Genomic DNA, 26,762 nt, shown 5'->3' on the forward strand with positions numbered 1-26,762 from the left:
CAAAAAACCCACTTCATGCCACTTTCCGCCACTTGCGCACACTATAGGAATGCGCCCACCACACCGTCAAGGCGCGGATTAAAGGAAAACCCTTACAGAACGGAGATTTAGGAGCATAAAAGGAGGCACAACGAGAATCTGGCGGAGACTTTTGACCCATAACTTGATGCAGCACTGAAAGCTGCGCTCGAAAGTTAAAGTAATTTGTTAAGAGTAAGATTTTTTCGGTATTACGAAGGCGCTTCTGCTGTTGATTGAAGCAGGGTGGGAAATTGCTATTACTGCATTTGCCGCTGCCGAACTTTCAGCGTGGGCCTGCTGATAATACACAGCCCCGATAACACTGATTCAAGCAGGGAAAGAAAAAGGTGGAGAGTCGATCTGTAAGCCGGGTTCTGTCTTGAACAGTCATTCGTCTACGATGGCCATCACTGGACATCTTTAGCAACCTACCCGGTCCCAGCGCGGGCCACGCCTTGGGACCCTATTTGGTCTTGCTCCAAGTGGGGTTTACCTAGCCACGAACTGTTGCCAGACGTGCGGTGCGCTCTTACCGCACCTTTTCACCCTTACCGTCGCCGAAGCGCTTAGGCGGTTATTTTCTGTGGCACTTTCCGTAGGCTCACGCCTCCCAGGCATTACCTGGCACTTCGCCCTATGGAGCCCGGACTTTCCTCCCCCCCCTAATTTTCATAGAGGGCAGCGACTGTCCGATCGACTCTCCGCCGCGAAGGTTAACGGCAGAGCGGCCGAAGAACAAGCGCTAAAAGCCCCAAGACCGCTATGGGCGACGGCTTACACGTCTTTCTGTTTGTCCAGCGCGACCTGATACAGCACGTTTTTGCGCTCACCGGTGATCTGCGCTGCCAACGCAGCGGCACGCTTGAGCGGCATCTCTTCGAGCAACAGATTGAGGACGCGCATCGCCTCGCTGCTGACGGCGTCTTCAGACTCCGGCGCTGTCCAGCCTGCGACCAACACCACGCACTCGCCGCGCTGCTGATTGCTGTCGGACTCGACGAACGCGCGCAATTCAGCCAGGGGCAGTCCTTTGAGGGTTTCGAAGGTTTTGGTTATCTCACGAGCCAGCAATGCCTGGCGCTCACCACCGAACACCGCCTCCATATCCTGCAGACATTCAAGAATGCGATGCGGGGCCTCGTAGAAAATCAGCGTGCGCGGCTCTTCCTTAACTGCTTCCAGGCGCGCCTTGCGCCCAACCGACTTGGCCGGCAGAAAGCCTTCGAAGATGAATCGGTCGGATGGCAGGCCAGCCGCCGACAATGCCGCGATCAAGGCGCAAGCGCCGGGCACCGGCACCACATTGATCCCCGCGGCACGGGCCTGACGTACCAGGTGATAGCCTGGATCGGAAATCAGCGGCGTACCGGCATCGGAAATCAGCGCAACGTTGTCGCCCGCCAGCAAACGAGTAATAAAGCGGCTACCTTCATCTCGTTCGTTATGCTCGTGGCATGCGGCCAACGGCGTGGAGATACCGAAGTGCTGCATCAGTCGCTGCGAGTGACGCGTGTCCTCGGCAGCAATCAATGCCACTTCGCGGAGAATTTTCAGTGCCCGGGCGCTGATGTCGTCCAGGTTGCCGATGGGCGTCGCCACCACATAAAGCGAGCCAGCAGCGGAATTCAAAGGACCTGGAGCAGTCAAAGCGCACACCTCATGATCGGTAAAAGCCGGCATTGTAACGCGTCACGAGGCTTGCGATGCGCTCTGCCCGCACACGGTTTTGCGCGCAGATCTGCGGCTCCGCAACATTTACTCCAGCTAAATTGACTGATTCACGCCACTAACATCGCGCCCCGGCCAGTGCTTGGGTACAATTCCACGCTAATTTGATCGAGTATCAGGAACACTTACATGATCGCTTGCCTGCGGCTGTTCACTGCCCTCTGCCTCGCTGCCCTTTTGGCGGCCTGTGCCAGCTCCCCTTCCTCCAGCCTTGGCGAACTTCCACGGACTCCGGATGCCAGCATCGAGCAACTGCTCGAACAGGCTACCCAGGCTAAAACCCCGGAAAAAGCCGCCCTGCTGCGCCTGAGCGCAGCGGATCTGGCTTATCGTCAGGGCAATGCCGGACAGTCCGCGCAAATCCTGCAACAAGTGCCCGTTGAACAGCTAAAGCCGGGGCAGCAGATTTTTGCTAACACGTTGGCCGCCGAACTGGCCATGACCCGCAATCAGCCGAAAGCCGCGCTGACCGCACTGAGCCACCCGAGCCTGCAAAAGCTGGGTGAGATGCCGGAAGAGCAGCAGGTGCGCACCGGCACCGTTCATGCCCGCGCCCTCGAAGCCGATGGCCAGACATTGGCCGCCGCCCGCGAGCGCATCTTCATTGCGCCGATGCTGCAAGGCGAAGCCGCGAGCAAGAACCACGAAGCAATCTGGACACTGATTGCTTCGCTGCCGACCGACCAATTGCAACCAAACAACACCGATGACCTCGGTGGCTGGATGGCTCTGGCGCAGGCGGTTAAAACCGCTGGCACCCTGGAGCAGCAGCAGGCCGCTATCGACACCTGGCGCGCACAGAATCCAAAGCACCCAGCAGCGATCAACCTGCCACTGCCGCTGACCAAGCTCAAGGAACTGGCCAGCCAGCCCCTGAGCAAAATCGCCCTGCTGCTGCCGCAAGACGGCCAGCTGGCTTCAGTCGGCAAAGCATTGCGTGAAGGTTTCATGGCCGCGCACTACCAGGCTCAACAGGCCGGGCAGAAGCCGCCAGCCATCGAGTTCTACGACAGCTCGAAACTGACCTCGATGGACGAGTTCTACCGCAAGGCTCAGGCAGACGGCGTGCAATTGGTCGTTGGCCCGCTGGAAAAACCACTGGTCAAACAACTGAGCACCCGCCCGCAACTACCAATCACCACCCTGGCGCTGAACTACAGCGAAGGCGATCAAGGCCCGGCGCAACTGTTCCAGTTTGGTCTGGCCGCTGAAGACGAAGCCCGCGAAGTCTCCCGTCGCGCCCGCGCCGACGGCCTGCACCGCGCCGCAATCATGGTGCCAAAAGGCGAATGGGGTGACCGCGTGCTGCGTGCGTTCAGCCAGGACTGGCAAGCCAATGGCGGCAGCATCGTTGCCACAGAGCGTGTTGATCAGCCGGTGCAACTCGCCCAGCAGATCGCCGACATGTTCCAGTTGCGCCAGAGTGAAGCCCGCGCCAAGAGCCTGCAGAATGCGGCTGGCACCAACGTCGCCGCACAGCCTTCGCGTCGTCAGGACATTGAGTTCATCTTCCTTGCTGCCACTCCACAGCAAGCGCAGCAGATCAAGCCGACCCTGAACTTCCAGTACGCTGGTGATGTTCCGGTTTACGCGACCTCCCACGTGTACAGCGCCAGCGGCGATGTGAACCAGTACAACGACATGAACGGCATTCGCTTCTGCGAAACCCCATGGCTACTGGAAGCCAACGATCCGCTGCGCCAGCAAGTCACCGCACAGTGGCCACAAGCCGCCGGCAGCCTCGGCCGCCTGTATGCCATGGGCGTCGACGCCTATCGTCTGGCACCGCGTTTGGGCCAACTCAAAGCCCTGCCGGACAGCCGCATCGAAGGGCAGTCGGGCAGCCTCGGCATGACTCAGACTCAGCGTGTTGTGCGTCAGTTGCCTTGGGCGCAGTTTGTCAGCGGTCAGATTCAACGTCTGCCGGACACCGCGCGCTAATGCCCGACAGGTCACGCTCGCAAAGCGGTAAAGATGCCGAGCGCCATGCGCTCGAGCATCTGCAGAAACAGGGGCTGCGACTGTTGGCGCAGAACTGGTTATGCAAACGCGGCGAGCTTGATCTGGTCATGCTTGATGGCGATACAGTAGTATTCGTTGAAGTTCGCTACAGAAAAAACACTCAATGGGGTGGCGCGCTCGCTAGCATCGATGGGCGCAAGCAGCAGAAACTGATTTTCGCTGCGCAGTATTTTCTTCAGCGCGAGACGCGCTGGGCCAATTCCCCCTGCCGCTTCGACGTGGTGGCCATCGACAGCCATCCGAGTCAGCTGAACTGGTTGCAGAATGCTTTCGACAGTTGATCTGCATCCAACCCGGACTTTTTCATCCGACACATTTTGCTCTTTGCTTTGCGGGCTGCACATTCACGTGCCGGACAGCCGCGCTACTTAAGGTCACACAGATGGACATGCAATCCCGAATTCGCCAGCTTTTCCAGGCCAGTATCGACACCAAGCAACAGGCGATGGACGTACTTGCACCGCACATCGAGCAAGCCAGCCAGATCATGGTCAACGCCCTGCTCAACGAAGGCAAAATGCTTTCGTGCGGCAACGGCGGCTCCGCCGGCGATGCGCAGCACTTTTCCTCGGAGTTACTCAACCGCTTCGAGCGCGAGCGCCCGAGCCTGCCAGCCATCGCCCTGACCACCGACACATCGACGATCACCTCGATCGCCAACGACTACAGCTACAACGAAGTGTTCTCCAAACAGATCCGTGCGCTCGGTCAGCCAGGCGATGTCTTGCTGGCTATTTCGACCAGCGGTAACTCGGCGAACATTATTCAAGCGATCCAGGCCGCACATGATCGCGAAATGATTGTCGTAGCTTTGACCGGACGCGATGGCGGCGGCATGGCGTCGCTGCTGTTGCCCGAGGACGTCGAGATTCGCGTACCGGCCAACGTCACTGCACGTATTCAAGAAGTCCACTTGCTGGCGATCCATTGCCTCTGCGATCTGATCGACAGCCAACTGTTCGGGAGTGAAGAATGACCCCTAATCGCCTTGGCCTTCTGGCCTTGACCCTGTGCCTCGGCATCAGCGGCTGCACCTCGGTGGTGAACGCCAGCCGTGAAGCACCGATCGAAGACGACCGCGGCACCCGTACCTTCGGCAGCAAGATCGACGATTCGCTGATCGAAACCAAAGTAGGCGTGAACATCGCCAAGGCCGATCCGGCGCTGGACAACGACTCGCACATCGTCGCCACCAGCTTCAACGGCGTAGTGCTGCTGGCGGGTCAAACGCCGCGCGAAGACCTCAAGGCCAAGGCCGAACAGGCCGCCGCCAATGTGCAGCGCGTGAAGAAGGTGCACAACGAACTGCAAGTACTGCAGCCCTCCTCCTTGCTGGCTCGCCAGAACGACGCGTGGCTGACCACCAAGATCAAGACACAGATGCTCACCGACGCCAGTATTCCGGGCTCGCGCATCAAGGTTGTGACCGAGAACGGCATCGTCTACCTGCTGGGCCTGCTGACCAAACAGGAAGCCACCCAGGCGACCAATCTGGTCCAGGGTGTTTCCGGCGTGCAGAAGATCGTGAAGCTGTTCGAATACATCGACTGATAGCTGAAACGCGCACACAAAAAAGGCGATCCATCCGGATCGCCTTTTTTATTACTTCACCACTTTCAAACTTGGCCGGCCGCTAGGGCGCGGTGGCTCGCTGTCCGGTGGCGGCAAGTCGTCATCCGGCTCGATGTCGTCTTCGTCATCCATCGGCGACTCGATATCGAACACCATGCCCTGCCCGTTCTCCCGGGCGTAGATGCCCAGGATTGCGCTGATCGGCACGTACAGACTGTGCGGGACACCACCGAAGCGACCTTCGAAGGTCACTACGTCGTTGTCCATGTGCAGATGCCGCACAGCGCTGGGCGAGATGTTCAGGACAATCTGCCCGTCACTGGCGAAACCCTGCGGCACCTGCACCGCTGGGTACTCGGAGTTGACCAGCATGTGCGGGGTGCAATCGTTATCCACAATCCACTCGTAGAGCGCGCGGACCAGATAAGGTCGACTGGAGTTCATAGCGGCTCCTTAAGCCTTAGCGCATATCGCGTTCGACACCAGACAGACTCGCCTGGAAAGCCTCACGCGCAAACTGGCGCTCCATATAATCAAGCAGCGGCTTGGCTGGCCGCGGCAGTTCAATACCCAGAATCGGCAAACGCCAGAGTATTGGCAATAGGCAGCAATCCACCAGACTTTGTTCCTCACTGAGGAAAAACGGCTTGTCGGCAAACAGCGGCGACACGCCCGTCAGGCTTTCTCGCAATTCCTTACGCGCCACGACACGCGCGGCCTCCTTGGACTTGGGATCAAGTATCAGATCCACCAGACCACACCAGTCACGCTGAATACGGTGAATCAGCAGACGACTGTTGGCACGCGCCACCGGATAAACCGGCATCAATGGCGGGTGCGGGTAACGCTCATCCAGATATTCCATCACCACGGTCGACTCCCACAACGCCAGGTCACGATCGACCAGCGTGGGCAGGCTTCCGTAAGGGTTCACCTCAATCAGTTTAGGCGGCTGGCGACCAGCTTCCACATAAATGATCTCGGCGCTGACACCCTTCTCTGCAAGTACGATACGCACCCGGTGGGAATAGTGGTCGGCGGGGTCGGAGTAACAGGCCAACCGATTGGTCACGCCCATGGCGATCCTCCTCGCTTGTTGAAATTATCGGAACCGGAAAAACGCGCGCGCCCAGAGGGCGCCTCCGGCAAAGCCTGGCTGACCAGACGTTGCGCTATCGGAGACGCCCTTGGGCGCGCGCGATTAACAGCAATGCTTTGAAGCGTATCAGTGCACGTCTTTCCAGTATTCACGCTTGAGCAGATAGGCGAACACAAAGAAGAACGCCAAGTACAGCAAAACGTAAGTACCGATGCGCTGATGTTGCAGCTTAACCGGGTTAGCCGAGTAAGCCAGGAAGGTTACCAGATTCTTGACCTTCTCATCGAACTGCTCTTCGTTCAGAGCACCGGACTTCGGCACGATGGTCAACTGATCGCACGCTTCATGGGTCAAAGGCGTACCGGTCAGCGGATCATATTGCTTCTTGCCGTCCTCGACGATCTGCACCTGTTTGCAACCCACGACCTGACGACCCTGCAGGCCGACCAGCACGTTAGGCATGCCGACGTTCGGGAAGACCTTGTTGTTCACACCCCAAGGACGCGCAGGATCTTCGTAGAACGACTTCAGGTAACCGTAGAGCCAGTCAGTGCCACGCACGCGAGCCACCAGCGTCAGATCCGGTGGCGCAGCACCGAACCAGGTCTTGGCGTCCGCCGGCTGCATGCCGATGTTCATGTGATCGCCGATCTTGGCACCCGTGAACACCAGTTTCTCCAGCATCAGTTCGTGAGGCACGCCGAGGTCATCAGCCACGCGCTCGTAACGCTGGAACTTGGCACTGTGGCACCCCATGCAATAGTTGGCAAAGGTACGTGCGCCATCCTGCAAGGCAGCCTTGTCGGAAACGTCGATGTCGACTTTTTCCAGTTCCGGACCGCCAGATTCAGCGGCGAAAGACAGGACAGGCAAAGCAGCAAAAAGCAGAGCAAAAAATAACTTTTTCATCAGCCAGTCACCCTTTCCGGAACCGGTTTGGTCTTCTCGAGCCTGGTGTAGAACGGCATCAGAATGAAGTAGGCGAAGTACAAGAAGGTGCAGACCTGCGACAGCAAGGTTCGCCCCGGTGTCGGAGACAGAACGCCCAGAATGCCCAGAATCACGAACGAAATGCAGAACACCAACAGCCAGATTTTGCTCATCCAGCCCTTATAGCGCATCGACTTGACGGGACTGCGATCGAGCCATGGCAGGACAAATAGCACGGCGATGGCCGCGCCCATGGCGATAACACCCATGAGCTTGTCCGGAATAGCCCGCAGGATCGCGTAGAACGGTGTGAAGTACCAGACCGGCGCAATGTGCTCTGGCGTCTTGAACGGGTTAGCCGGCTCGAAGTTTGGCTTTTCGAGGAAGTAGCCGCCCATTTCCGGGAAGAAGAACACGATAAAGCAGAAGATGAACAGGAACACCACTACGCCGACAATATCCTTCACGGTGTAGTAAGGGTGGAAGGCAATGCCATCCAGCGGGATGCCGTTTTCGTCTTTGTGCTTCTTGATGTCGACGCCGTCAGGGTTGTTCGAACCCACTTCGTGCAGCGCCAGAATGTGCAACACCACCAGACCGAGAATCACGATTGGCAGGGCCACCACGTGCAAGGCGAAGAAGCGGTTCAGGGTGATCCCGGAGATCAGATAGTCACCACGGATCCACTGAGTCAGGTCGTTACCGATGACCGGAATCGCACCGAACAGCGAGATGATCACCTGCGCACCCCAGTAGGACATCTGCCCCCAAGGCAGCAGATAACCCATGAAGGCCTCGGCCATCAGCGCCAGGTAGATCAGCATGCCGAACACCCAGACCAGTTCACGCGGTTTCTGATACGAACCGTAGAGCAGGCCACGGAACATGTGCAGATAGACCACGATGAAAAACGCCGAGGCACCAGTGGAGTGAAGCAGGCGCAGGATCGAGCCGTACTCGACGTCACGCATGATGTATTCGACGGAAGCAAACGCTTCTTCTGCCGACGGCGTGTAACTCATCGTCAGCCAGACACCGGTGACGATCTGGTTGACCAGAACGAGCAGCGCCAGCGAGCCGAAGAAATAGAAGAAGTTGAAGTTTTTTGGAGCGTAATACTTGCTGAGATGGTCTTCCCACATTTTGGTGGCAGGGAAGCGCGCATCAACCCAATCCATGAACTTGCTCATCACGCTTTCTCCGTATCGACGCCAATGACAATCAGGTCATCGGTCTCATAGGAATGCGGGGGAACTGGCAGGTTCAAAGGCGCAGGTTGCGACTTGTAGACGCGGCCAGCCAGATCGTAGTGAGAACCGTGGCAAGGGCAGAAATAACCGCCTACCCAGTCTTTACCCAGATCCGCAGGTGCCACTTCGGGACGGAAGGTTGGTGAGCAACCCAAGTGCGTGCAGATCCCGATCAGCAGCAGAATTTCCGGCTTGATCGATCGCACTTCAGGGTCGACATAGGTGGGTTGCGTGGAGTTTTTGGAGGTTGGATCAGAGAGCTGGCCCTCGATCTTCTTGAGATTCCCCAGGATTTCCTCAGTACGGCGGACAATGAACACCGGCTGGCCGCGCCACTCAGCAATCATCTGCTGTCCTGGCTCGATTTTGCTGACATTCACTTTCACCGGTGCACCTGCGGCTTTTGCCTTGGCACTGGGAAACCATGACCCCACGAACGGGACCGCAGCCCCCACCGCTCCTGCAGCACCCACCACGGATGTGGCTGCTACCAAGAAGCGACGCCGGCCTGCATTCACGCCGTCATTGCTCATTCAGTCCTCTCCCATCAGCTTTGTGGCCTGTTAAATCAGGCATCTACTAAATAAATCAATGTTACTTATAAAAATTTTGCCGAGATGGTAATGAAAAGCCCCAATTCTGACAAGGGAATTACCCGGAGCTCTTACCCTCAAGCCTTGCAGTATAGGGGGTCTACGGAAGTGGCAAGTTGTCGCAGCGCAATTCTTTTGATAAATCGCAGGCATAAAAAAACGCCCGGTTCCGTGAGGAATCGGGCGTTCTTTTTGAACGTGGAAGCGGAATTAACGCTTCGAGTACTGCGGACGCTTACGCGCTTTACGCAGACCAACTTTCTTACGTTCAACTTCACGGGCGTCGCGAGTAACGAAGCCAGCTTTGCGCAGAGCGCCACGCAGGGTTTCGTCGTAGTCCATCAGAGCGCGAGTGATGCCGTGGCGGATTGCGCCAGCTTGACCACTTACACCACCGCCGATCACGGTGACGTAGATGTCGAACTTCTCGACAGTCTCAGTCAGCTCCAGCGGCTGACGAACTACCATGCGGGCAGTTTCGCGGCCGAAGAAGTTTTCCAGCGAACGGTTGTTGATGGAGATATTACCAGTACCCGGACGCAGGAAAACGCGTGCGGTTGCGGTCTTGCGACGGCCAGTGCCGTAATTTTGAGTCGCCGACATAATGTACTATTCCGTTAAAACTTCAGTTCTTGGGGCTGCTGAGCAGTATGTGGGTGTGCAGCGCCCGCATAGACTTTCAGCTTACGGTACATGTCGCGACCCAGTGGGTTTTTAGGCAGCATGCCTTTAACCGCGGTCTCGATCACGCGCTCAGGGGCTTTAGCGATCAGCTTTTCAAAGTTGATCGACTTGATGCCGCCCGGGAAACCGGAGTGGGAGTAGTACATTTTGTCAGTGGTTTTAGCGCCGGTAACACGGATCTGCTCGGCGTTGATTACGACGATGTAGTCGCCGGTGTCAACGTGAGGAGTGTACTCAGGCTTGTGCTTGCCACGCAGACGGCTCGCGATTTCGGTGGCCAGACGACCCAGGGTCTGACCAGCAGCGTCGACGACAAACCAGTCGCGCTTTACTGTTTCCGGTTTAGCAGTAAAAGTTTTCATTCTTTATAGCCTCAGGGGCCGCCCTGTAAATTAGACGGCGGATCTTACTGAATAGTGCGTACTTTGACAAGTCAAAGGCAGCCGGATACAGACGCTTTCGGGGGCTCGGGTCGGCGCGTCCGTTCAACGGCAAGATTCTTCGGCGGCGGCGCATCACTTCCACTGCAGAAAGAGGTCGGCAATTATGCAGATTGCGAAAAATAATTCAACCTGCTTTTATGATTGTTTTGCCCAAGGAGCACCCGATGGACTATCGCCAGCTAGGCCGTACCGACCTGAACGTGAGTGCAATCTGCCTCGGCACCATGACTTGGGGCGAGCAAAACACTGAAGTTGAAGCCTTCGCACAGATTGAACGGGCCAAAGAGGCCGGGATCAATTTCATCGACACCGCCGAGATGTACCCGGTGCCGCCGAAAGCCGAAACCTACGCCACCACCGAGCGCTACATCGGCAATTACTTCAAAAGTCGGGGCGATCGTGCCGACTGGATCCTGGCCAGCAAGATCGCCGGCCCGGGCAACACCATCGACTACATCCGCGACAAAAATCTGCGCCACAACCGCCAGCACATCACCGAAGCGGTAGATGCCAGCCTCAAACGCCTGCAAACCGATTACATCGATCTCTACCAGTTGCACTGGCCTGAGCGCAGCACCAACTTTTTCGGACAGCTGGGCTACAAACACAAGATCGAAGCCAACCTGACCCCGCTCGAAGACACCCTTGAAGCGCTCGACGAGCAGGTGAAGGCCGGCAAGATCCGCCACATCGGTCTGTCCAACGAAACGCCGTGGGGCACCATGCGTTTCCTCGCTCTGGCCGAAGCCCGTGGCTGGCCGCGCGCTGTGTCGATCCAGAACCCTTACAACCTGCTCAACCGCAGCTTCGAAGTCGGCCTGGCCGAAATCGCCATCCGCGAACAGTGCGGCCTGCTCGCCTATTCGCCGTTGGCGTTCGGTTTCCTGTCGGGCAAGTACGAAGGTGGCGCCCGCCCGCCAAAAGGTCGCCTGAGCCTCTACAGCCGCTTCAGCCGCTACTTCAATCCGCAATCGGAAGCTGCCTGCAGCCGTTACGTTGCACTGGCCCGTGAACACGGTCTGGATCCGGCGCAAATGGCCCTGGCGTTCGTGACCCAGCAACCGTTCGTCACCAGCAACATCATGGGTGCAACCACTCTTGAGCAACTGGACAGCAACATTGCCAGTTTCGATCTGAAACTTTCCGATGAAGTGCTGGCAGGGATCGAGGCGATTCACAAGGATCATCCAAATCCTGCGCCATAAGTAAAAAAGAGTGATCATTCCCACCCAGCGTGTGGGAATGCACTCCTGACGCTCCGTGTCGCGCTCAAAGCGGAACGCAGAGCGTCCCCGGCGGCGTTCCCACGCAGAGCGTGGGAACGATCATCAAAGCGACCGCGCAATGATCTCCTTCATGACTTCATTGGTGCCGGCATAAATCCGTTGCACTCGCGCATCAGCCCAAGCCCGGGCCACCGGGTATTCCCACATAAAGCCGTAACCGCCATGTAACTGCACGCATTCGTCGAGTACCTTGCACTGCAGGTCCGTGCCCCAATACTTGGCCATCGCCGCCGTCGGCACGTCGAGCTTGCCTTGCAGATGCAACTCCAGGCATCGGTCGACGAACACCCGACCGATCTGAATCTCGGTGGCCATCTCCGCCAGTTTGAAGCGGGTGTTCTGGAAGTCGGCAATCGCCTTGCCGAACGCCTTGCGATCGCGGGTGTAATCGAGTGTCCATTGCAGCGCAGCTTCCGCCGAGGCCAGACCACCAATCGCCACGGTCAGACGCTCCTGCGGCAGTTCCTGCATCAAATAGGCAAACCCCGCCCCGGCCTGACCCAACAGGTTTTCTTTCGGCACGCGTACGTCCTGAAAGAACAATTCCGACGTGTCCTGCGCCTTCATTCCGACCTTTTCCAGACGCTTGCCCTTGTCGAAGCCCGGGGTGTTCGCTTCGACCAGAAACAGGCTGGTGCCCTTCGCTCCAGCCTTAGGATCAGTCTTGGCGACGACGATCACCAGATCAGCCAGGAAGCCGTTGGTGATGAAGGTTTTCGAGCCGTTGATCACGTACTCATCGCCGTCCAGCACAGCGGTGGTCTTGACCCCTTGCAGGTCAGAACCAGCGCCCGGCTCGGTCATGGCAATCGCCGTGACCATCTCGCCCGACACCAGTTTCGGCAGGTATTTGTGCTTTAGCGCTTCGCTGCCGTAATGCAGGATGTAAGGCGCGACGATGTCCGAATGCAGCGAGAAACCGATACCGGTCAGGCCTAGTCGACCGACCTCCTCGATCACTACGGTGCTGTAAAGAAAGTCCGCCCCCAACCCGCCGTATTCTTCCGGCAGATGCGAGCACAGCATCCCTGCCTCCCCTGCCTTGTTCCACAGTTTGCGGTCGATATAGCCTTGTTTCTCCCATTGCGCATGAAACGGCACCGCCTCTTTTTCGAGGAAGGTTCGTACGCTGTCGCGGAACAATTCGTGCTCGGGGCTGAACAAGGTTCTAGGGATCATGCGGCACCTTTCTTTCTTGTTGGAGGGATATGACCTTCAGAGACTATGCCTCCCCTCCGATACAGGACACTGGACACATCCGACAAAAAATAAGACGATCCAGCCGTCTGGTGACCACTTTCCCTTATAAAAACAAAACAAAAGTTGAATTATGTCTAAGCAAGTCTCCACGCCCTTGCGGCGCGTCAGCATCCTGGCGATCGACCGGGTTTTCGCATCCACTCTCATGCAGGCCAAGGATTTTTTCCATCTGGCCAGCCTGCGTTACGGTAAACAACTGGGCCACGGCCTGACTCCGGCGTTCGAAACACGCCTGGTTAGCCCCGACGGCAAACCAGTGAACAGTTTCAGCGACGTGGTCATGCCGGTCGACGGCGGCCTGGAAAATGCCGACGTCATTATCCTTCCGGCGTTCTGGGACGATTTCGATACGCTTTGCAGCCGTTATCCACAGATCCTGCCGTGGCTGCGCGAGCAACATGCTCGCGGCGCGGTACTGTGCGGCGAAGCCACCGGAGTGTTCTGGCTGGCCGAGGCCGGCCTGCTCAACGGCAAGGAAGCGACCACCTACTGGCGCTTCTTCAATGCGTTTGCCGAGCGTTTCCCACGGGTGTTCCTCAATCAGGACAAACACCTGACCGACGCCGACAACCTCTACTGCGCCGGCGGCACCACATCGGCCTGCGACCTCTACATCTACTTGATAGAGCGCTTCTGCGGGGCCAACGTCGCACAGGCCGTGGCCCGCGACATCCTCTACGAAGTGCAGCGCAGTTATTCGCCGGGGCGCATCGGTTTTGGCGGACAGAAGCTGCATCAGGACGTGATCATCCTGCAGATCCAGCACTGGCTCGAAGAGCATTTTGCCGACAAGTTCCGTTTCGAAGACGTCGCCCGCGAACACGGCATGAGCATTCGCAATTTCATGCGCCGCTTCCAGACCGCGACCGGCGACAAGCCGTTGCATTACCTGCAACGACTGCGCATCGAGACGGCGAAAGGCTTGCTGTCGGGAAGCCGCAAGAGCATCAAGACCATCAGTTATGAAGTCGGATACGACGATGCGAGTTTCTTTGCGCGACTGTTCCGCCAGCACACCGAATTGTCACCGAACCAGTATCGGCAGCAGTTTCAGCAGGCGGCGTAAAGGCCTGCGATCTTTTGATCTTCAGCGCACAAAAAAGGGCCTGCAAATGCAGGCCCTTTTTCTTTGCCGAAATCCGTTTAAGGCTTGTGCGCCCGGGACAGGAATTCGTGCGATTGCATCTCCAGCAAACGGCTCAGCGTACGCTGGAACTCGAAGTTCAGACGTCCGCCGGTGTACAGATCCTTCAACTCGACTTCCGCAGAAATGATCAGCTTCACGTTGCGGTCGTAGAACTCGTCGACCATGTTGATGAAGCGACGAGCGATGTCGTCGGTGGTGACGCTCATCTGCTCGACACCGCTGAGCAGCACGGCGTGGAAGATCTTGCCCAGTTCGATGTAGTCGTTCTGGCTACGCGGGCCGTCGCACAGTTCGCGGAAGTCGAACCAGGCCACGTCGTCACAGGTACGCAGCGCGCGAATTTCACGGTTCTCGATGATCAACACATCGTTTTCCACCGCCGCCGTGCATTCCGGTGTCAGTGCCTTGAAGCTCTTGCGCAGGCTTTCGTGAGCGGCTTCGTCGAGCGGATAGTGAAACAACTCCGCCTGTTCGAGGTGACGCAGACGGTAGTCAACGCCGCTGTCGACGTTGACGATCTCGGTGTTCTGCTTGATCAGCGCGATGGCTGGCAGGAAGCGCGCACGTTGCAGGCCGTCCTTGTACAGGCCGTCCGGAACGATGTTCGACGTTGCGACCAGGGTTACGCCGTTCTTGAACAGCTCTTCCATCAGTGTGCCGAGAATCATGGCGTCGGTGATGTCGGAAACGAAGAACTCATCGAAGCAGATAACCCGCGATTCCGCCGCAAAACGCTTGGCGATGAGGGTCAGCGGGTTTTTCTCGCCGCCGAGGGTTTTCATCTCTTCGTGCACACGCTTCATGAAGCGGTGGAAGTGCGTGCGGGTCTTTTCCTTGAACGGCAGCGCTTCGAAGAAGGTGTCGACCAGGTAAGTCTTGCCGCGACCCACGCCGCCCCAGAAATACAGTCCCTTGACCGGCGTCTGATCCTTTTTACCAAACAGTTTGCTCAACAGGCCGGGCTTGTTCTGATCGGCGGCGATCAGATCCTCGTACAGGCGCTGCAAATGACGCACAGCAGTTTCCTGCGCGGCGTCATGGAAGAAGTCCGGGCGTTTCAGATCAGCTTGGTATCGTTCTAGGGGCGTCATAATTCGTTAGCAAGGCAACAAAAACGGGCCGTCACTGTAGCGACGGCCCGTGGGAATGGCAATCAGCCCTTGGTCGGGCCGAGCCGCTGATTATTCCTGAACCGGTGTCAGTGCGATGCGCAGGGCCTCGATGGCCGCGTCCCGTGCTGCACTGTCGGCGAACACCGGGCTGTCGCCGACACACTGGCCTTCCAGCCACACGCTGAAGCTCAGGTCTTCGCTGCGCACGTCCAGTGGTTGACCGGATTGCAATTGCTTGGTCACCTGCCCTGCCGCTTTGCCATCAGCGAAGTTGCGCGACAGCAGCAGTTGCTCGCCATCAACCGCCAGCAGACGGAAGCGGAAACTGCCGTCGTCTTCACGGAAACTGACGAAGCGTGCGGCTTTCGCGGCTTTCTTCTTGGTGGTCGCGGCCACTTGAACCTGATTGACGAACGAACGCAGGCCAACCGCTTCGCGCAACTCGTTGAGGAACGGCGTCGCCACGGCACGGGCCTTTTTCGCGCCGATCTGCAGGATGTCTTCCAGATCCGCCGGACGCTCGATCAATTGGTGATAACGCTCACGAGACTCGCCGAGTTCGTTGTCGAGCAACTGGAACAGGCGATTCTTCGCCTCGCCCCAACCCAGACCGCCCAGCAGTTCGCTGCGGAATTCGTCCGACTGCGCCGGCGTCGAGAACGCCTGGAACAGGGTGAACAGGTGCGAGTTGTCCGGATCCTTGGCTTCGCCCGGCGCTTTCGAGTCAGTGACGATCCGCGAGATCGCGTCTTTCATCTCTTTGGCGCTGGAGAACAACGGGATGGTGTTGTCGTAGCTCTTCGACATCTTGCGACCGTCCAGGCCCGGCAACGTCGCCACGCTTTCTTCGATCAGCGCTTCGGGCATGGTGAAGAATTCTTTGCCCTGACCGAACAGGTGGTTGAAGCGCTGGCCGATATCACGGGCCATTTCCACGTGCTGAATCTGGTCACGCCCCACCGGCACCTTGTGCGCGTTGAACATCAGGATGTCCGCGGCCATCAGTACCGGGTAGCTGTAGAGGCCCATGGTGATGCCGGCATCCGGGTCTTCGCCGGTCTCGACGTTTTTATCCACAGACGCTTTGTAAGCGTGGGCGCGGTTGAGCAGGCCCTTGGCGGCAACGCAGGTCAGCAACCAGGTCAGCTCGGGGATTTCCGGAATATCGGACTGGCGGTAGAAGGTCACGCGGTCGACATCCAGACCACCGGCCAGCCAGGTCGCGGCGATTTCCAGACGCGAGCGCTGAATGCGCAGCGGGTCATCGCATTTGATCAGGGCGTGGTAGTCGGCCAGGAAGTAGAACGAATCGGCATTGCTGTCGCGGCTGGCGAGGATCGCCGGGCGGATGGCGCCGGCGTAGTTGCCCAGGTGCGGCGTGCCGGTGGTGGTGATGCCGGTAAGGATGCGGGTACGGTTCGTCATGGGTAATCGCTTGTCAGACTGCAATCAATTCGAGAGACGCGGCAGGATCAGATCCTTGAGATCGGTCAACTTGCCATGAAAAAAGTGTCCGCATTCTGCCACTTTCAGCAGCTCATGGGGGCGCTGGAGTTTTTCAGACCATTGGTAAACCAGTTGCGGATCGATGACTTCATCGGTTTCCGGCTGGATCAGAGTCAACTCGCCGAGTTGCGGCAGTTGATCCTGTTCGCCCAGACGCATCACCGCCGGCGCGACCATGAACAGGTGCTTGAGCTGCACACCCTGGGCTTCGAGACGGCCACCGAGACTTGCTGCAACAAATCCGCCGAAGGAGAAACCGAACAGGGTCAGCGGCAGATCCGGGTGTTTTTCCCGAAGCCAGGCAGCAACGGCTTGAGCGTCATCGACTTCGCCGGTGCCCATGTCGTGTGCCCCTTCGCTGGCGCCGACGCCACGATAGTTGAAACGCAAGGTGATCAGGCCCGCGTCACGCGCGGTGCGCTGCAGGGTCGAGACGACCTTGTTGAGCATGGTGCCGCCCTGCACCGGGTTCGGATGGCAGATCAGCGCGATGCCGCGCGGCTGCTCGTTATCCAGGTACAGAGACTCAAGTTGACCCACCGGGCCGTCAATCACTACAGGGGTTTCACGCATCAGCAAGGAAGGAACTCCGTGACCTCGAATCGGGTCGACTCGTCTAGCAAATTGTCTGTGCCAATCTATTGCGAGTGAATCGCGGTATACAGCGCAGGTTCGAGCCGTTAACGTAAAGCAAAGCCGTTTATAGAGGAAGGACTCGTGGAACACTCGCTCTTAGTTTGGTTGTTACCGACTCTTGCCCTGGTTGTGGGTGTCGCCATTGGATTCCTGATCGCGCGCGTTGCGCCGAACGCCGCGCCGAGCCGTACGCAGCGTCAACTGGATGATATCCAGGAGCGTTTCGACAGTTATCAAAACGAGGTGGTCACTCACTTCAACAGCACCGCAATGCTGGTCAAGAAGCTGACCCAGAGCTATCAGGAAGTGCAGGATCATCTCGCCGAGGGCGCCAATCGTCTGGCCCTGGACGAGCAGACCCGCCAGCGCCTGATCGCCGCCCTGCACGCCGACGCGGCGGTGGCACCACGCGAACGCCTGACGCCCCCGCGCGATCAAGAGCCACCGCGCGACTACGCTCCGAAGACGCCGAACTCGCCGGGCATGCTTGATGAGCAATATGGTTTGAAGAAGTAATCAGTCTTCGCTGAAAACAAAAAGCCCCCGGACAATTCGGTTGTCCGGGGGCTTTTTTGTGCCTGCTCATTCGCGGACAACCTGACCTCCTGTAGGAGCTGTCGAGTGAAACGAGGCTGCGATCTTTTGATCCTGTTTTTAAAGATCAAGATCAAAAGATCGCAGCGTCTCGCAACTCCTACAGGGAGACCGCGTACAGAACACAAAAAAATGCCCGATCACCAGGATCGGGCATTTCTTCATTCAGACATCCAGTTACGGATACTGCTGAACCGTACCCGGCTGCTGCTGACCACCATACTGCTGACCCGGAATCGCCTTGAGGTTGACTTCAACGCGACGGTTCTGCGCACGGCCATTGACGTCACCGTTGCTGGCAATCGGGTTATCCGGGCCGGCGCCACGGGCCGACAGGTTGGCGCCACTGACACCTTGCGAGGTCAGGTAAGTCGCCACGCTCTGCGCACGGCGCTGGGACAGGTCCATGTTGTGCTGGCGGCTGCCGGTGCTGTCGGTGTAGCCGACGATTTCGATCTGGTTCTGGCTGAATTCTTTCAACGAGCCGGCCAGGTTGTTCAGCGGCTGGTAGAAGCTCGACGCGATATTCGCCGAATCGGTAGCGAAAGTGATGTTGCCCGGCATGATCAGCTTGATCTGATCGCCCTGACGCTGCACTTCAACGCCGGTGTTGGCCATGCTGGCGCGCAGTTTTTTCTCCTGCTGGTCGGCGTAGTAACCGTAACCGGCCGCCGAAGCACCGACCACGGCCGCACCGATCAAGGCACCCTTGCCACGGTTATCGTGACCGATAGCAGCGCCGGCCAGTGCACCGGCCAGAGCGCCGAGGCCACCGTATTTGGCAGTTTTGCTCATGCCTTGGGACCCACCGTCGGCCTGACCCTGATTGTCATACGGGTTGGGCGAGGCGCATCCGGACAGCAAGGCCACGGCAGTAGCGACAATAATCAAACGACGCTTGGTGAACATGAAGAGCTCCTACGTTTCTGCATTCTGTGGTGCAGCGGCCGTTTGGCAATAAACCTCTGCGGGCGTTTGATCGTGACTATGCGCAAAAATTCCACCGGGCACTCGTGACAAAATATTTAGGCCCGTACAAACGGGTTCTCGCGCATTTCATCGCCCAGACGCGTGTCCGGACCATGCCCGGCAATTACCGTCGCGTCTTCATCCAGCGTATATAGCCGCTGCTTGATCGATCGCACGATGGTCGCCTGATCGCCGCCCCACAAATCCGTGCGCCCTACCCCGCGACGAAACAGCGTGTCGCCGGCAATCAACAGCTTAGCCTCGGAAAACCAAAAGCTCATGGAACCTGGCGTATGACCCGGCGTGTGCAGGGCAACGCCGCAGCCGCAAGCGAGTTCTTCATCATCGCTCAACCAGCGATCGGGCGATGGCACCGGCACGTAAGGCACGCCGAACATCTGGCATTGCATCTCGAGGTTGTCCCACAGGAACTGATCTTCTTTGTGCAGATGCAGCGTTGCGCCGGTTTTTTCTTTCATCTGGCCGGACGCGAGGAAATGATCGAGATGGGCGTGGGTGTGGATGATGCTGACGACTTTCAAGCCCAAGGCATCGAGGCGGGCCATGATCAGATCGGGGTTGCCGCCCGGGTCGACGACGATGGCTTTCTTGGTGATGGGGTCGCCGATAATGGTGCAGTTGCACTGGAGCGGGCCTACGGGGAAGGTTTCGCGGATGAGTCTTGCGTGGGGAACAGACATGGGGAAGTCCTGGACGAACGGCGATGTTGTTTGTTTCAGGATTCTACTTCACATGCCGATACAGATCGCCCGGTCAGTTATTTGGCGCCATTGATCAGAAATATAATGGCCAAATGATGTCAAATATATTGCCCTTGGTGCAAAATCGCATTTTTTGTAGCGGTCGCATTCAGGAAGGGCCGCAAAGTACTCAGGAAATTCCATGCCAACGCCCAAGACTTACTCCTTCAGTTTGCCTTCCACGCTGACGGGCAATGCCCTAGTTGATAGCCTTATATCCGGTACATATTGGGTGGGGGCCAACTGGAGTCCGACCGGGCCTACCAACCTCAGCTACAGCTTCATGGCACCGGTCACGTCGTATTTCGTTATCGATTACAGTCCCGACAACGAATACAACGCACTGTATGAGCTGACTGCGGGGCAGAAAACGGCTGTCACCAGTGCGCTGGGAGCCTGGAGCGCTGTTGCCAACATCAACTTCACCTTGACCACCGACACCATCAGCAACGTGGGTGACATGCGGTTTGGTGGCTATCGGTTGATGGACGACAAGACCGCTGCCTGGGCTTACTTTCCTTCCAATACTCCGGTAGCCGGAGATGTCTGGATTGGCCCGCAAACCAACGATGCGAACCCGGGCAAAGGCAGCTACGACTACCTGACGTTTGTGCATGAAATCGGTCATGCGCTGGGCCTCAAGCATCCTTTCGACACCAGCGCAACCAACAAGACTCTGTTGGACTCCACGCTCGACGATGTTCACTTCACAGTGATGAGCTACAACAGCAACTATTCCTACCAGCCGACCACACCAATGGTGCTGGACATCATCGCAATCCAGAGCCTGTACGGCGCCAACATGGCGTGGCAGGCGGGTGACACCGTTTACAAGTGGGGGGCCAACCAGTCGATTTTCGAAACCATCTGGGATGGCGGTGGCAACGACACGATCGATGGCAGCAATCAACTCGCCCCCGTCAGTATCAACCTTAACGAAGGCGCGTACAGCCAGATCGGCAAGGCGTTCATTGATTACAATAACCAGACAGCTATCAATGACGGGCTGGCGATTGCTTACGGGGCCAAGATCGAGAACGCAATCGGTTCTGCGTTTAACGACATCCTGACCGGCAACGCGCTGAACAACACGCTTGATGGCGGCCTCGGCGCCGACACCATGTCCGGCGGCGACGGTGTCGACACCTATTACGTCGACAACGTCGGCGATGTCGTGATCGAAACCGATGCCTCGCTTACCGCGCTCGACCGCGTGTTCTCCAGCATCGACTACACTATCGGCGCCAACGTCGAGAATCTGATCCTGACCGGTAACGCCAACCTCAACGGCACCGGCAACGCGGTCAGCAACCGCATCTCCGGCAACGATGGCAATAACGTCCTCGACGGTGGCATCGGCGCCGACACCATGATCGGCGGCTTGGGCAATGACACCTACATCGTCGACAACGTCGGTGACACCGTGACTGAGACCAGCACCCTGATTGGCGAGATTGACACCGTTCGCTCCGCGCTGGATTGGAAACTGGGTGCCAATCTGGAAAACCTCGTTCTGACCGGCAGTGCAGTGAACGGCACAGGCAACGAGCTGAACAACACCCTGATCGGTAACGCTACAGCCAACACTCTAGATGGCGGTCTCGGCGCCGACACCATGATCGGCGGCGACGGCGTCGACACCTATTACGTGGACAACGTCGGCGATGTCGTCATCGAAACTGATGCCTCGCTGACTGCACTCGACCGGGTATTTTCGTCCATCGACTACACCCTAGCCGCCAACGTCGAAAACCTGATCCTGACAGGTAATGCCATAAACGGTACCGGTAACGAACGGGACAACCGGCTGACCGGCAACGCCCTGGCCAACACGCTCAATGGCGGCCTTGGCGCCGACACCATGATCGGCGGCGACGGTGTCGACACCTATTACGTCGACAACGTCGGCGATGTCGTCATCGAAACCGATGCCTCGCTGACCGCGCTCGACCGCGTGTTCTCCAGCATCGACTACACTATCGGCGCCAACGTCGAGAATCTGATCCTGACCGGTAACGCCAACCTCAACGGCACCGGCAACGCGGTCAGCAACCGCATCTCCGGCAACGATGGCAATAACGTCCTCGACGGTGGCATCGGCGCCGACACCATGATCGGCGGCTTGGGCAATGACACCTACATCGTCGACAACGTCGGTGACACCGTGACTGAGACCAGCACCCTGATTGGCGAGATTGACACCGTTCGCTCCGCGCTGGATTGGAAACTGGGTGCCAATCTGGAAAACCTCGTTCTGACCGGCAGTGCAGTGAACGGCACAGGCAACGAGCTGAACAACACCCTGACCGGTAACGCTGCAGCCAACACTCTAAATGGCGGTCTCGGCGCCGACACCATGATCGGCGGCGACGGCGTCGACACCTATTACGTGGACAACGTCGGCGATGTCGTCATCGAAACTGATGCCTCGCTGACTGCACTCGACCGGGTATTCTCGTCCATCGACTACACCCTAGCCGCCAACGTCGAGAATTTGATCCTGGCCGGCAACGCCAATCTAAACGGTACCGGCAACGCGGTCAGCAACCGCATCACCGGCAACGACGGCAATAACGTTCTCGACGGAGGTCTCGGCGCTGACACACTCATCGGCGGCCTAGGCAACGACACATACGTCGTCGACAACGCTGGCGATATCATCATTGAAACCAGTACCCAGGCCAGTGAGATCGACACCGTGCGTTCGTCGATCAACTGGACCCTGGCCGCCAATCTGGAGAACTTGGAGCTGACCGGCAATGCCAATATCAATGGCACCGGCAACGCGGCCAACAACTACATGACCGGCAACGACGGCAGTAACGTCCTCGACGGTGGAGCCGGTGACGACACGCTCGACGGCGGGCTCGGCTCTGACACCATGATCGGTGGCGATGGCGTCGACACCTATTACGTCGACAACGTCGGCGATGTCGTCATCGAAACCGATGCCTCGCTGACTGCACTCGACCGGGTCTTCTCGTCCATCAACTACACCCTCGGCGCTAACGTCGAAAACCTGATCCTGATCGGCAGTGCCGACCTCAATGGCACTGGCAATGCAGTGAACAACCGCATGACCGGCAACATTGGCAACAACGTCCTAGATGGTGGTCTGGGCGCAGACACCATGATTGGCGGCGCCGGTGATGACATCTACATTGTGGATAACTATTCGGATATCGTGACCGAACAGGTTGGCGAAGGTCATGACCTGGTCAGGACCAGTATCAGCTATACCCTTACCGCCAATGTCGAAGACTTGACGTTGATCGGGAATGATCACGCGACGTTGACTGGCAACGCCTTGGACAACGTGATCCGGGGCAATTCCGGCATAAACTACATCGATGGCGGTCTCGGGGCCGACACCATGATCGGCGGCGATAACTACGACGCCTACTACGTCGATAACATCAACGACGTCGTCATTGAACTCGCCAACGAAGGTGATGACACCATCTTCACCAGTGTCGACTACACATTGTCGGACAATGTCGAATACGGCCAGATGCTTGGCGACGCCAACCTGAACATGACCGGCAACGACCTGGATAACACCCTGCACGGCAACAATGGCAACAACATCCTGTCGGGCGGTTTCGGTGCCGATCGCATGATTGGCGAGAGCGGCGACGATACCTACATTGTGGATAACGTCAATGATCTTGTGTTTGAATCGCCCCTCAATGGCGGTCACGACCTCATCCGAACCTCGGTCGACTACTCCCTCGCGGAAAACGTCGAAGACGGCACAATGCTCGGCAACACGGACCTGACCCTGCTCGGCAACAATCTCGATAACGTCCTGACCGGTAACTCCGGTAACAACGTACTCATCGGCTATGCCGGTAACGACAAACTGTTCGGCGCAGAGGGTAACGACAAACTGTATGGCGGCTGGGGAAACACTACGTTGAATGGCGGTACAGGGGCCGACAGCTTTACCTTCAACAATATGATCATGCAGGGATTCGAATTTGGCGGAGGTTCCTCGCATAACGTCGTCGCCGACTTCAATGCGCTGGAAGGCGACAAGATCGATTTCTCCGGTTTCGATGCAGATCCGATGGCCCTCGGTATCCAGCACATGACGTTCATTGGTGCTAATGAATTCACTGGAACCGGGCAACTACGCTTCGTGGATCAGGTCCTGTCGGGCAACCTGGACCCAATCGCAGGGGGGTACTTTGAAGTGCAACTGGTGGGTGTCAACGCTCTCAGCGCGAACGACGTACTGGTCTGACCTTTCTGCTCTGCAAGCAGATTGGAACAGGCAAAATGAAAACACCCCGCCAAGGCGGGGTGTTTTTTTGCACGTTGTTTATCCCTATGCCAACAACCCCAATTCTTTGGCCCGCGCCACTGCCTGAGTTCGCCGCTCGACCGCCAGTTTGCTGTTGATATGGCTGGCATGGGTTTTCACGGTATGCAGCGAAATGAACAACTGCTCGCTGATTTCCTGATTTGAGCAACCTTGGGCGATCAGGCGTAACACCGCAAGCTCCCTGCTGCTGAGCTGTTCAGCGGGACCGGATTCAACGACTGAACGCGGTGCGGCTGGGGGGAAGTGCTCCAGCAATTGCTGCCCTGTCAATGTCAGTGAAACCTGCAACTGCCCACGCGACCAGTCGGCGTGCCCTTTCATCAACGCATCAAACGGTTGCAGAACGCCACCCGCTGCGGCTTCCAGCGCCTGACTCAACGCCTTGCGCGCCTCCGGTTCGCGGCCAGTGCCCAGTAACAAGGTGACCTTCTGCGCCAGCGCCATTACACACAGCAACTGCCGACCGGTTTGCTGACCGTTTTCCAGCAGCACATTCAACCGCCCTTCGGCGAGCATCGGCTGCCCTTTGATCACATCGAGCAACGCCTGTTGCAGTTCAACGTGCAACGGCAACTGTGGATGAAATTCCGGTGGCGCCGCTGCAAGCTCGCCCGTGTAAGTCTGGCCCAGCCGCGCCAGCCAGGCTTCGGCCAGATCGGTACGGCCTTGCGCCAGCCAAAGCTCACATTTAACCAGGGTGATCATCGCCAGATAGTAGATCGGCGGTACGTCCCAGATGTGCATCAGGCGTTCGGCTTCGGCGAGTTCGGCGAAGGCTTTGGCGAATTCGCCGCTGGCGCCGTCCAGACGCGCAATCACACAGTGGCCGATCAATACGCTGATATCGCGGCAGGCTCGCGCTTCACCGATCCCGGCCAATAAGCGCACACGTGCGGCCTGCGGCTGCAAGCGCATCGCCAGTAGAAAACCTTCGTACAGCGTCAGCCGCGCGCGCACCGCATACAACCGTTGCGGCGACAGGCCGCGCAAGCGCTCAAGGCCCTGATGCACTTCATCCAGTGAGCGCAGGATTTCGCCGCGCGCTTGCAAGACACGGGCACGGTCGTAGTGCGCCAATGCTTCGAACAAGGGATTGCCGACGCGTTGCGCCAGCTCAAGGGATTCGCGGTTCAGCCCGCGAGCGCGCCACAGATCACCGTCGGCAATCGCCAGATTGGACAAGGTCGACAAACACATCAATCGCTGGCCATAACGCTTGGCCGGCAGACTCTCAAGAGCTTCTGAGCAATACCTGAGGGTCAGTTCCCGATGGCCGCGGCCACGGGCAATGATGCCGCTCAGCGCCAGCCATTGCGCCAGCATCGACCTTTGCGCCGTGGCGGACGGCGCCGGCAGGAAACGGCTCAAGTGACTGGACAACTCTTCAGCTGCGTCGAGCTGGCAGGCCAGCCCCAGCGCCCAGCTGTACAAAACGATCAGTCGCGGCGTGCTGATCAGCAGGCTGTCAGGCAAGTCCATTTTCCAGCGCAGCAGCATGCCGACGTTTTGCTCGGCCAGCAGCTGTTCTTCGGAGAGGTTCTGTACCAGATTCGCCGCTACATCAAGGTGACCCGCGCGCAGGGCTTGCTCCACTGCCTCGTCGAGCAAGCCTTGGGCATTGAACCAGCGACAGGCGCGCAAATGCAGGGTGGCGGTCGGCACCATCGCCTGGGCAATCGGCCGGCTGCGCAACAAATCAGAAAACAGATGGTGATAACGATACCAGTGCCCGTGTTCGTCCAGCGGCACCAGAAACACCTGATGCGCCAAAAGGAAACGCAAAATTTCGGCACTGTCGTGAGCTTCGCGCACCGCGTCGCACTGTTCGCTGCAAAAGCGTTCTTGCGGTGCAGTGTCGTAGAGAAACGCCTGCACCTCGGCGGGCAGGCAATCGATGACTTCTTCGAGTAGATAGTCGCGGATCAGCCCTTCCCCGCCGTTCAGCGCTTGCGGTAACGCCGCGTCGCTGCCGGCCTCGGACACCGCCAGCAGCCAGAAGCGCAGCCCGGCGACCCAGCCTTCGCTGCGCTGAATGAGGTTTTCCAGGGCTTCGCCGCGCAAAGACGTGCTGTGGCGATCGAGTAGCGTCAAGGCCTCATCGTGGGTCAGGCGCAGATCCTGCTCATGCAGTTCGAGCAATTGCCGCGAAAGACGTAAACGCGCCAGATGCCAGTCCGGGCGCTGCCGACTGGTGACCATCACCAGCAAGCCATCGGGCAAATGATTGAGGAAAAATTGCAGGCACCGGTCGAGCACCGGCCCTTGGGCGAGATGGTAATCGTCGAGCACCAGCAGCAACGGGGTTGCCGTATCGAGGTGCAGCGTCAGCTCATCGAGCAGACCGTCGAGCCACTCTTCGAAGGCAAAGGGTTGATGGCGTTGACGCATCTTCAGCAGGCCAAGTGCACGACTGCCCAATTGCGGAAAGTAGTCCTGCAGACCTTCAAGCAAGCGCTCGAGAAAGCGTCCGGGGTCGCTGTCGCGCGGGCTCAAACCCAGCCAGAGACTTTGCCAGTGTGCCGGCAGACTCTGGCAGAACTCCACCGCCAGCGAACTCTTGCCGAACCCGGCCGGGGCGCTGACCAGCAACAGTCGTCCACCGAGTCCGGCTTGCAGGCGCTCGCAAAGGCGGGGTCGCAGCACGTATCCGTCGGGTAATGGCGGGCGAAAAAAACGCCCGTCCAGTGCCGCGACGGCAACGCTTGCGGGACCCGGAAGTGGGGACAGATCAGTCATGGCCGGCTCTTGTTCGAATTGCTGTTGGCGGCGTTGCAGATGTCCGCAGACTAGCCTTAATCGAACCGGTTATGAAGGTTGCCGCT

Annotated in this window: 23 protein-coding genes and 1 other RNA gene; 8 read left to right on the forward strand and 16 right to left on the reverse strand. The window is 58.1% G+C overall.

What is annotated here, in order from left to right:
* Window positions 1-368 precede the first annotated feature (368 nt).
* Both rnpB and rsmI read right to left on the reverse strand, forming a co-directional pair.
* Window positions 369-722: RNase P RNA component class A (rnpB, locus tag IAI51_RS08190), an RNA gene on the reverse strand.
* A 73-nt stretch (window positions 723-795) separates the two neighbouring features.
* Window positions 796-1,701 (reverse strand): 16S rRNA (cytidine(1402)-2'-O)-methyltransferase, encoded by a 906-nt coding sequence (gene rsmI / locus IAI51_RS08195; RefSeq protein ID WP_187678005.1) that lies wholly within the window; start codon window positions 1,699-1,701, stop codon window positions 796-798.
* A 177-nt stretch (window positions 1,702-1,878) separates the two neighbouring features.
* Here rsmI and IAI51_RS08200 point away from each other — a divergent pair, with 177 nt between their 5' ends.
* The 4 genes from IAI51_RS08200 to IAI51_RS08215 all read left to right on the forward strand — a co-directional run bounded on the left by IAI51_RS08200 (window position 1,879) and on the right by IAI51_RS08215 (window position 5,322).
* Window positions 1,879-3,690, forward strand: coding sequence for a penicillin-binding protein activator (locus tag IAI51_RS08200; RefSeq protein ID WP_187678006.1), 1,812 nt, complete (start codon window positions 1,879-1,881; stop codon window positions 3,688-3,690).
* Window positions 3,690-4,052, forward strand: coding sequence for a YraN family protein (locus IAI51_RS08205; RefSeq protein WP_187678007.1), 363 nt, complete (start codon window positions 3,690-3,692; stop codon window positions 4,050-4,052). Before IAI51_RS08200 ends, IAI51_RS08205 begins: the two co-directional genes overlap by 1 nt.
* A 101-nt stretch (window positions 4,053-4,153) precedes the next feature.
* Window positions 4,154-4,747 carry a phosphoheptose isomerase gene (locus IAI51_RS08210; protein WP_008082788.1) on the forward strand — a complete coding sequence of 198 codons (594 nt, stop codon included), beginning with the start codon at window positions 4,154-4,156 and terminating at the stop codon, window positions 4,745-4,747.
* On the forward strand, window positions 4,744-5,322 hold the full coding sequence (locus IAI51_RS08215; protein WP_187678008.1) for a BON domain-containing protein: 579 nt from the start codon (window positions 4,744-4,746) through the stop codon (window positions 5,320-5,322). Before IAI51_RS08210 ends, IAI51_RS08215 begins: the two co-directional genes overlap by 4 nt.
* A gap of 51 nt (window positions 5,323-5,373) precedes the next feature.
* Here the strand turns inward: IAI51_RS08215 and IAI51_RS08220 are convergent, their stop codons facing one another.
* The 7 genes from IAI51_RS08220 to rplM form a co-directional block, all read right to left on the reverse strand.
* The gene (locus IAI51_RS08220; RefSeq protein ID WP_016985146.1) at window positions 5,374-5,787 is read right to left on the reverse strand and encodes a ClpXP protease specificity-enhancing factor; all 414 of its coding nucleotides are present in this window, start codon (window positions 5,785-5,787) and stop codon (window positions 5,374-5,376) included.
* 16 nt (window positions 5,788-5,803) lie between these two features.
* The gene (locus IAI51_RS08225; RefSeq protein WP_007961620.1) at window positions 5,804-6,421 is read right to left on the reverse strand and encodes a glutathione S-transferase N-terminal domain-containing protein; all 618 of its coding nucleotides are present in this window, start codon (window positions 6,419-6,421) and stop codon (window positions 5,804-5,806) included.
* 147 nt (window positions 6,422-6,568) lie between these two features.
* Entirely contained in the window at window positions 6,569-7,351 is a 783-nt protein-coding gene (locus IAI51_RS08230; protein WP_187678009.1) for a cytochrome c1, read from the reverse strand.
* Window positions 7,351-8,562 (reverse strand): cytochrome b, encoded by a 1,212-nt coding sequence (locus IAI51_RS08235; RefSeq protein WP_187678010.1) that lies wholly within the window; start codon window positions 8,560-8,562, stop codon window positions 7,351-7,353. The genes IAI51_RS08230 and IAI51_RS08235 overlap by 1 nt, the downstream gene beginning before the upstream one ends.
* Complete coding sequence (gene petA / locus IAI51_RS08240; protein ID WP_007917031.1) at window positions 8,562-9,155, reverse strand: ubiquinol-cytochrome c reductase iron-sulfur subunit; 594 nt, start codon at window positions 9,153-9,155, stop codon at window positions 8,562-8,564. The genes IAI51_RS08235 and petA overlap by 1 nt, the downstream gene beginning before the upstream one ends.
* A 270-nt stretch (window positions 9,156-9,425) precedes the next feature.
* Entirely contained in the window at window positions 9,426-9,818 is a 393-nt protein-coding gene (gene rpsI / locus IAI51_RS08245) for a 30S ribosomal protein S9 (protein WP_008080273.1), read from the reverse strand.
* A gap of 14 nt (window positions 9,819-9,832) precedes the next feature.
* Window positions 9,833-10,261, reverse strand: a complete 429-nt coding sequence (rplM, locus tag IAI51_RS08250) for a 50S ribosomal protein L13 (RefSeq protein WP_007917032.1) — start codon at window positions 10,259-10,261, stop codon at window positions 9,833-9,835.
* Between the two features lie 245 nt (window positions 10,262-10,506).
* On the opposite strand from rplM, the gene IAI51_RS08255 reads away from it, so the two are divergent.
* Window positions 10,507-11,547, forward strand: coding sequence for an NADP(H)-dependent aldo-keto reductase (locus IAI51_RS08255; RefSeq protein ID WP_187678011.1), 1,041 nt, complete (start codon window positions 10,507-10,509; stop codon window positions 11,545-11,547).
* A gap of 123 nt (window positions 11,548-11,670) precedes the next feature.
* Here the strand turns inward: IAI51_RS08255 and IAI51_RS08260 are convergent, their stop codons facing one another.
* The gene (locus IAI51_RS08260; protein ID WP_187678012.1) at window positions 11,671-12,807 is read right to left on the reverse strand and encodes an acyl-CoA dehydrogenase family protein; all 1,137 of its coding nucleotides are present in this window, start codon (window positions 12,805-12,807) and stop codon (window positions 11,671-11,673) included.
* Between the two features lie 250 nt (window positions 12,808-13,057).
* Between IAI51_RS08260 and IAI51_RS08265 the strand changes: the two genes are divergently transcribed.
* Window positions 13,058-13,954, forward strand: a complete 897-nt coding sequence (locus IAI51_RS08265; RefSeq protein ID WP_187678081.1) for a GlxA family transcriptional regulator — start codon at window positions 13,058-13,060, stop codon at window positions 13,952-13,954.
* A gap of 77 nt (window positions 13,955-14,031) precedes the next feature.
* Here the strand turns inward: IAI51_RS08265 and zapE are convergent, their stop codons facing one another.
* The 3 genes from zapE to IAI51_RS08280 all read right to left on the reverse strand — a co-directional run bounded on the left by zapE (window position 14,032) and on the right by IAI51_RS08280 (window position 17,226).
* On the reverse strand, window positions 14,032-15,126 hold the full coding sequence (gene zapE, locus IAI51_RS08270; RefSeq protein ID WP_187678013.1) for a cell division protein ZapE: 1,095 nt from the start codon (window positions 15,124-15,126) through the stop codon (window positions 14,032-14,034).
* 90 nt (window positions 15,127-15,216) lie between these two features.
* Window positions 15,217-16,572 carry a tryptophan--tRNA ligase gene (locus tag IAI51_RS08275; protein ID WP_187678014.1) on the reverse strand — a complete coding sequence of 452 codons (1,356 nt, stop codon included), beginning with the start codon at window positions 16,570-16,572 and terminating at the stop codon, window positions 15,217-15,219.
* A gap of 24 nt (window positions 16,573-16,596) precedes the next feature.
* Window positions 16,597-17,226 carry an alpha/beta hydrolase gene (locus IAI51_RS08280; protein WP_187678082.1) on the reverse strand — a complete coding sequence of 210 codons (630 nt, stop codon included), beginning with the start codon at window positions 17,224-17,226 and terminating at the stop codon, window positions 16,597-16,599.
* Between the two features lie 144 nt (window positions 17,227-17,370).
* Here IAI51_RS08280 and IAI51_RS08285 point away from each other — a divergent pair, with 144 nt between their 5' ends.
* Entirely contained in the window at window positions 17,371-17,805 is a 435-nt protein-coding gene (locus tag IAI51_RS08285) for a YhcB family protein (protein ID WP_187678015.1), read from the forward strand.
* A 255-nt stretch (window positions 17,806-18,060) separates the two neighbouring features.
* Here IAI51_RS08285 and IAI51_RS08290 read toward each other — a convergent pair whose 3' ends face one another.
* Both IAI51_RS08290 and IAI51_RS08295 read right to left on the reverse strand, forming a co-directional pair.
* Window positions 18,061-18,792 (reverse strand): OmpA family protein, encoded by a 732-nt coding sequence (locus IAI51_RS08290; RefSeq protein ID WP_150616353.1) that lies wholly within the window; start codon window positions 18,790-18,792, stop codon window positions 18,061-18,063.
* 116 nt (window positions 18,793-18,908) lie between these two features.
* Window positions 18,909-19,553 carry an MBL fold metallo-hydrolase gene (locus tag IAI51_RS08295; RefSeq protein ID WP_187678016.1) on the reverse strand — a complete coding sequence of 215 codons (645 nt, stop codon included), beginning with the start codon at window positions 19,551-19,553 and terminating at the stop codon, window positions 18,909-18,911.
* Window positions 19,554-19,755: 202 nt separating this feature from the next.
* On the opposite strand from IAI51_RS08295, the gene IAI51_RS08300 reads away from it, so the two are divergent.
* Window positions 19,756-23,859 (forward strand): M10 family metallopeptidase, encoded by a 4,104-nt coding sequence (locus IAI51_RS08300; RefSeq protein ID WP_187678017.1) that lies wholly within the window; start codon window positions 19,756-19,758, stop codon window positions 23,857-23,859.
* A gap of 84 nt (window positions 23,860-23,943) precedes the next feature.
* On the opposite strand, the gene IAI51_RS08305 is transcribed toward IAI51_RS08300, so the two are convergent.
* The gene (locus IAI51_RS08305) at window positions 23,944-26,676 is read right to left on the reverse strand and encodes a LuxR C-terminal-related transcriptional regulator (protein ID WP_187678018.1); all 2,733 of its coding nucleotides are present in this window, start codon (window positions 26,674-26,676) and stop codon (window positions 23,944-23,946) included.
* Between the last annotated feature and the right edge of the window lie 86 nt (window positions 26,677-26,762).

The sequence above is a fragment of the Pseudomonas sp. N40(2020) genome (assembly GCF_014472415.1).
Classification (GTDB): Bacteria; Pseudomonadota; Gammaproteobacteria; order Pseudomonadales; family Pseudomonadaceae; genus Aquipseudomonas.

Coding starts and splice junctions, on each gene's coding strand:
- rsmI (WP_187678005.1), bottom strand. CDS start 1,701: ATGCCGGCTTTTACCGATCATGAGGTGTGCGCTTTGACTGCTCCAGGT.
- IAI51_RS08200 (WP_187678006.1), top strand. CDS start 1,879: ATGATCGCTTGCCTGCGGCTGTTCACTGCCCTCTGCCTCGCTGCCCTT.
- IAI51_RS08205 (WP_187678007.1), top strand. CDS start 3,690: ATGCCCGACAGGTCACGCTCGCAAAGCGGTAAAGATGCCGAGCGCCAT.
- IAI51_RS08210 (WP_008082788.1), top strand. CDS start 4,154: ATGGACATGCAATCCCGAATTCGCCAGCTTTTCCAGGCCAGTATCGAC.
- IAI51_RS08215 (WP_187678008.1), top strand. CDS start 4,744: ATGACCCCTAATCGCCTTGGCCTTCTGGCCTTGACCCTGTGCCTCGGC.
- IAI51_RS08220 (WP_016985146.1), bottom strand. CDS start 5,787: ATGAACTCCAGTCGACCTTATCTGGTCCGCGCGCTCTACGAGTGGATT.
- IAI51_RS08225 (WP_007961620.1), bottom strand. CDS start 6,421: ATGGGCGTGACCAATCGGTTGGCCTGTTACTCCGACCCCGCCGACCAC.
- IAI51_RS08230 (WP_187678009.1), bottom strand. CDS start 7,351: ATGAAAAAGTTATTTTTTGCTCTGCTTTTTGCTGCTTTGCCTGTCCTG.
- IAI51_RS08235 (WP_187678010.1), bottom strand. CDS start 8,562: ATGAGCAAGTTCATGGATTGGGTTGATGCGCGCTTCCCTGCCACCAAA.
- petA (WP_007917031.1), bottom strand. CDS start 9,155: ATGAGCAATGACGGCGTGAATGCAGGCCGGCGTCGCTTCTTGGTAGCA.
- rpsI (WP_008080273.1), bottom strand. CDS start 9,818: ATGTCGGCGACTCAAAATTACGGCACTGGCCGTCGCAAGACCGCAACC.
- rplM (WP_007917032.1), bottom strand. CDS start 10,261: ATGAAAACTTTTACTGCTAAACCGGAAACAGTAAAGCGCGACTGGTTT.
- IAI51_RS08255 (WP_187678011.1), top strand. CDS start 10,507: ATGGACTATCGCCAGCTAGGCCGTACCGACCTGAACGTGAGTGCAATC.
- IAI51_RS08260 (WP_187678012.1), bottom strand. CDS start 12,807: ATGATCCCTAGAACCTTGTTCAGCCCCGAGCACGAATTGTTCCGCGAC.
- zapE (WP_187678013.1), bottom strand. CDS start 15,126: ATGACGCCCCTAGAACGATACCAAGCTGATCTGAAACGCCCGGACTTC.
- IAI51_RS08275 (WP_187678014.1), bottom strand. CDS start 16,572: ATGACGAACCGTACCCGCATCCTTACCGGCATCACCACCACCGGCACG.
- IAI51_RS08280 (WP_187678082.1), bottom strand. CDS start 17,226: ATGCGTGAAACCCCTGTAGTGATTGACGGCCCGGTGGGTCAACTTGAG.
- IAI51_RS08290 (WP_150616353.1), bottom strand. CDS start 18,792: ATGTTCACCAAGCGTCGTTTGATTATTGTCGCTACTGCCGTGGCCTTG.
- IAI51_RS08295 (WP_187678016.1), bottom strand. CDS start 19,553: ATGTCTGTTCCCCACGCAAGACTCATCCGCGAAACCTTCCCCGTAGGC.
- IAI51_RS08300 (WP_187678017.1), top strand. CDS start 19,756: ATGCCAACGCCCAAGACTTACTCCTTCAGTTTGCCTTCCACGCTGACG.
- IAI51_RS08305 (WP_187678018.1), bottom strand. CDS start 26,676: ATGACTGATCTGTCCCCACTTCCGGGTCCCGCAAGCGTTGCCGTCGCG.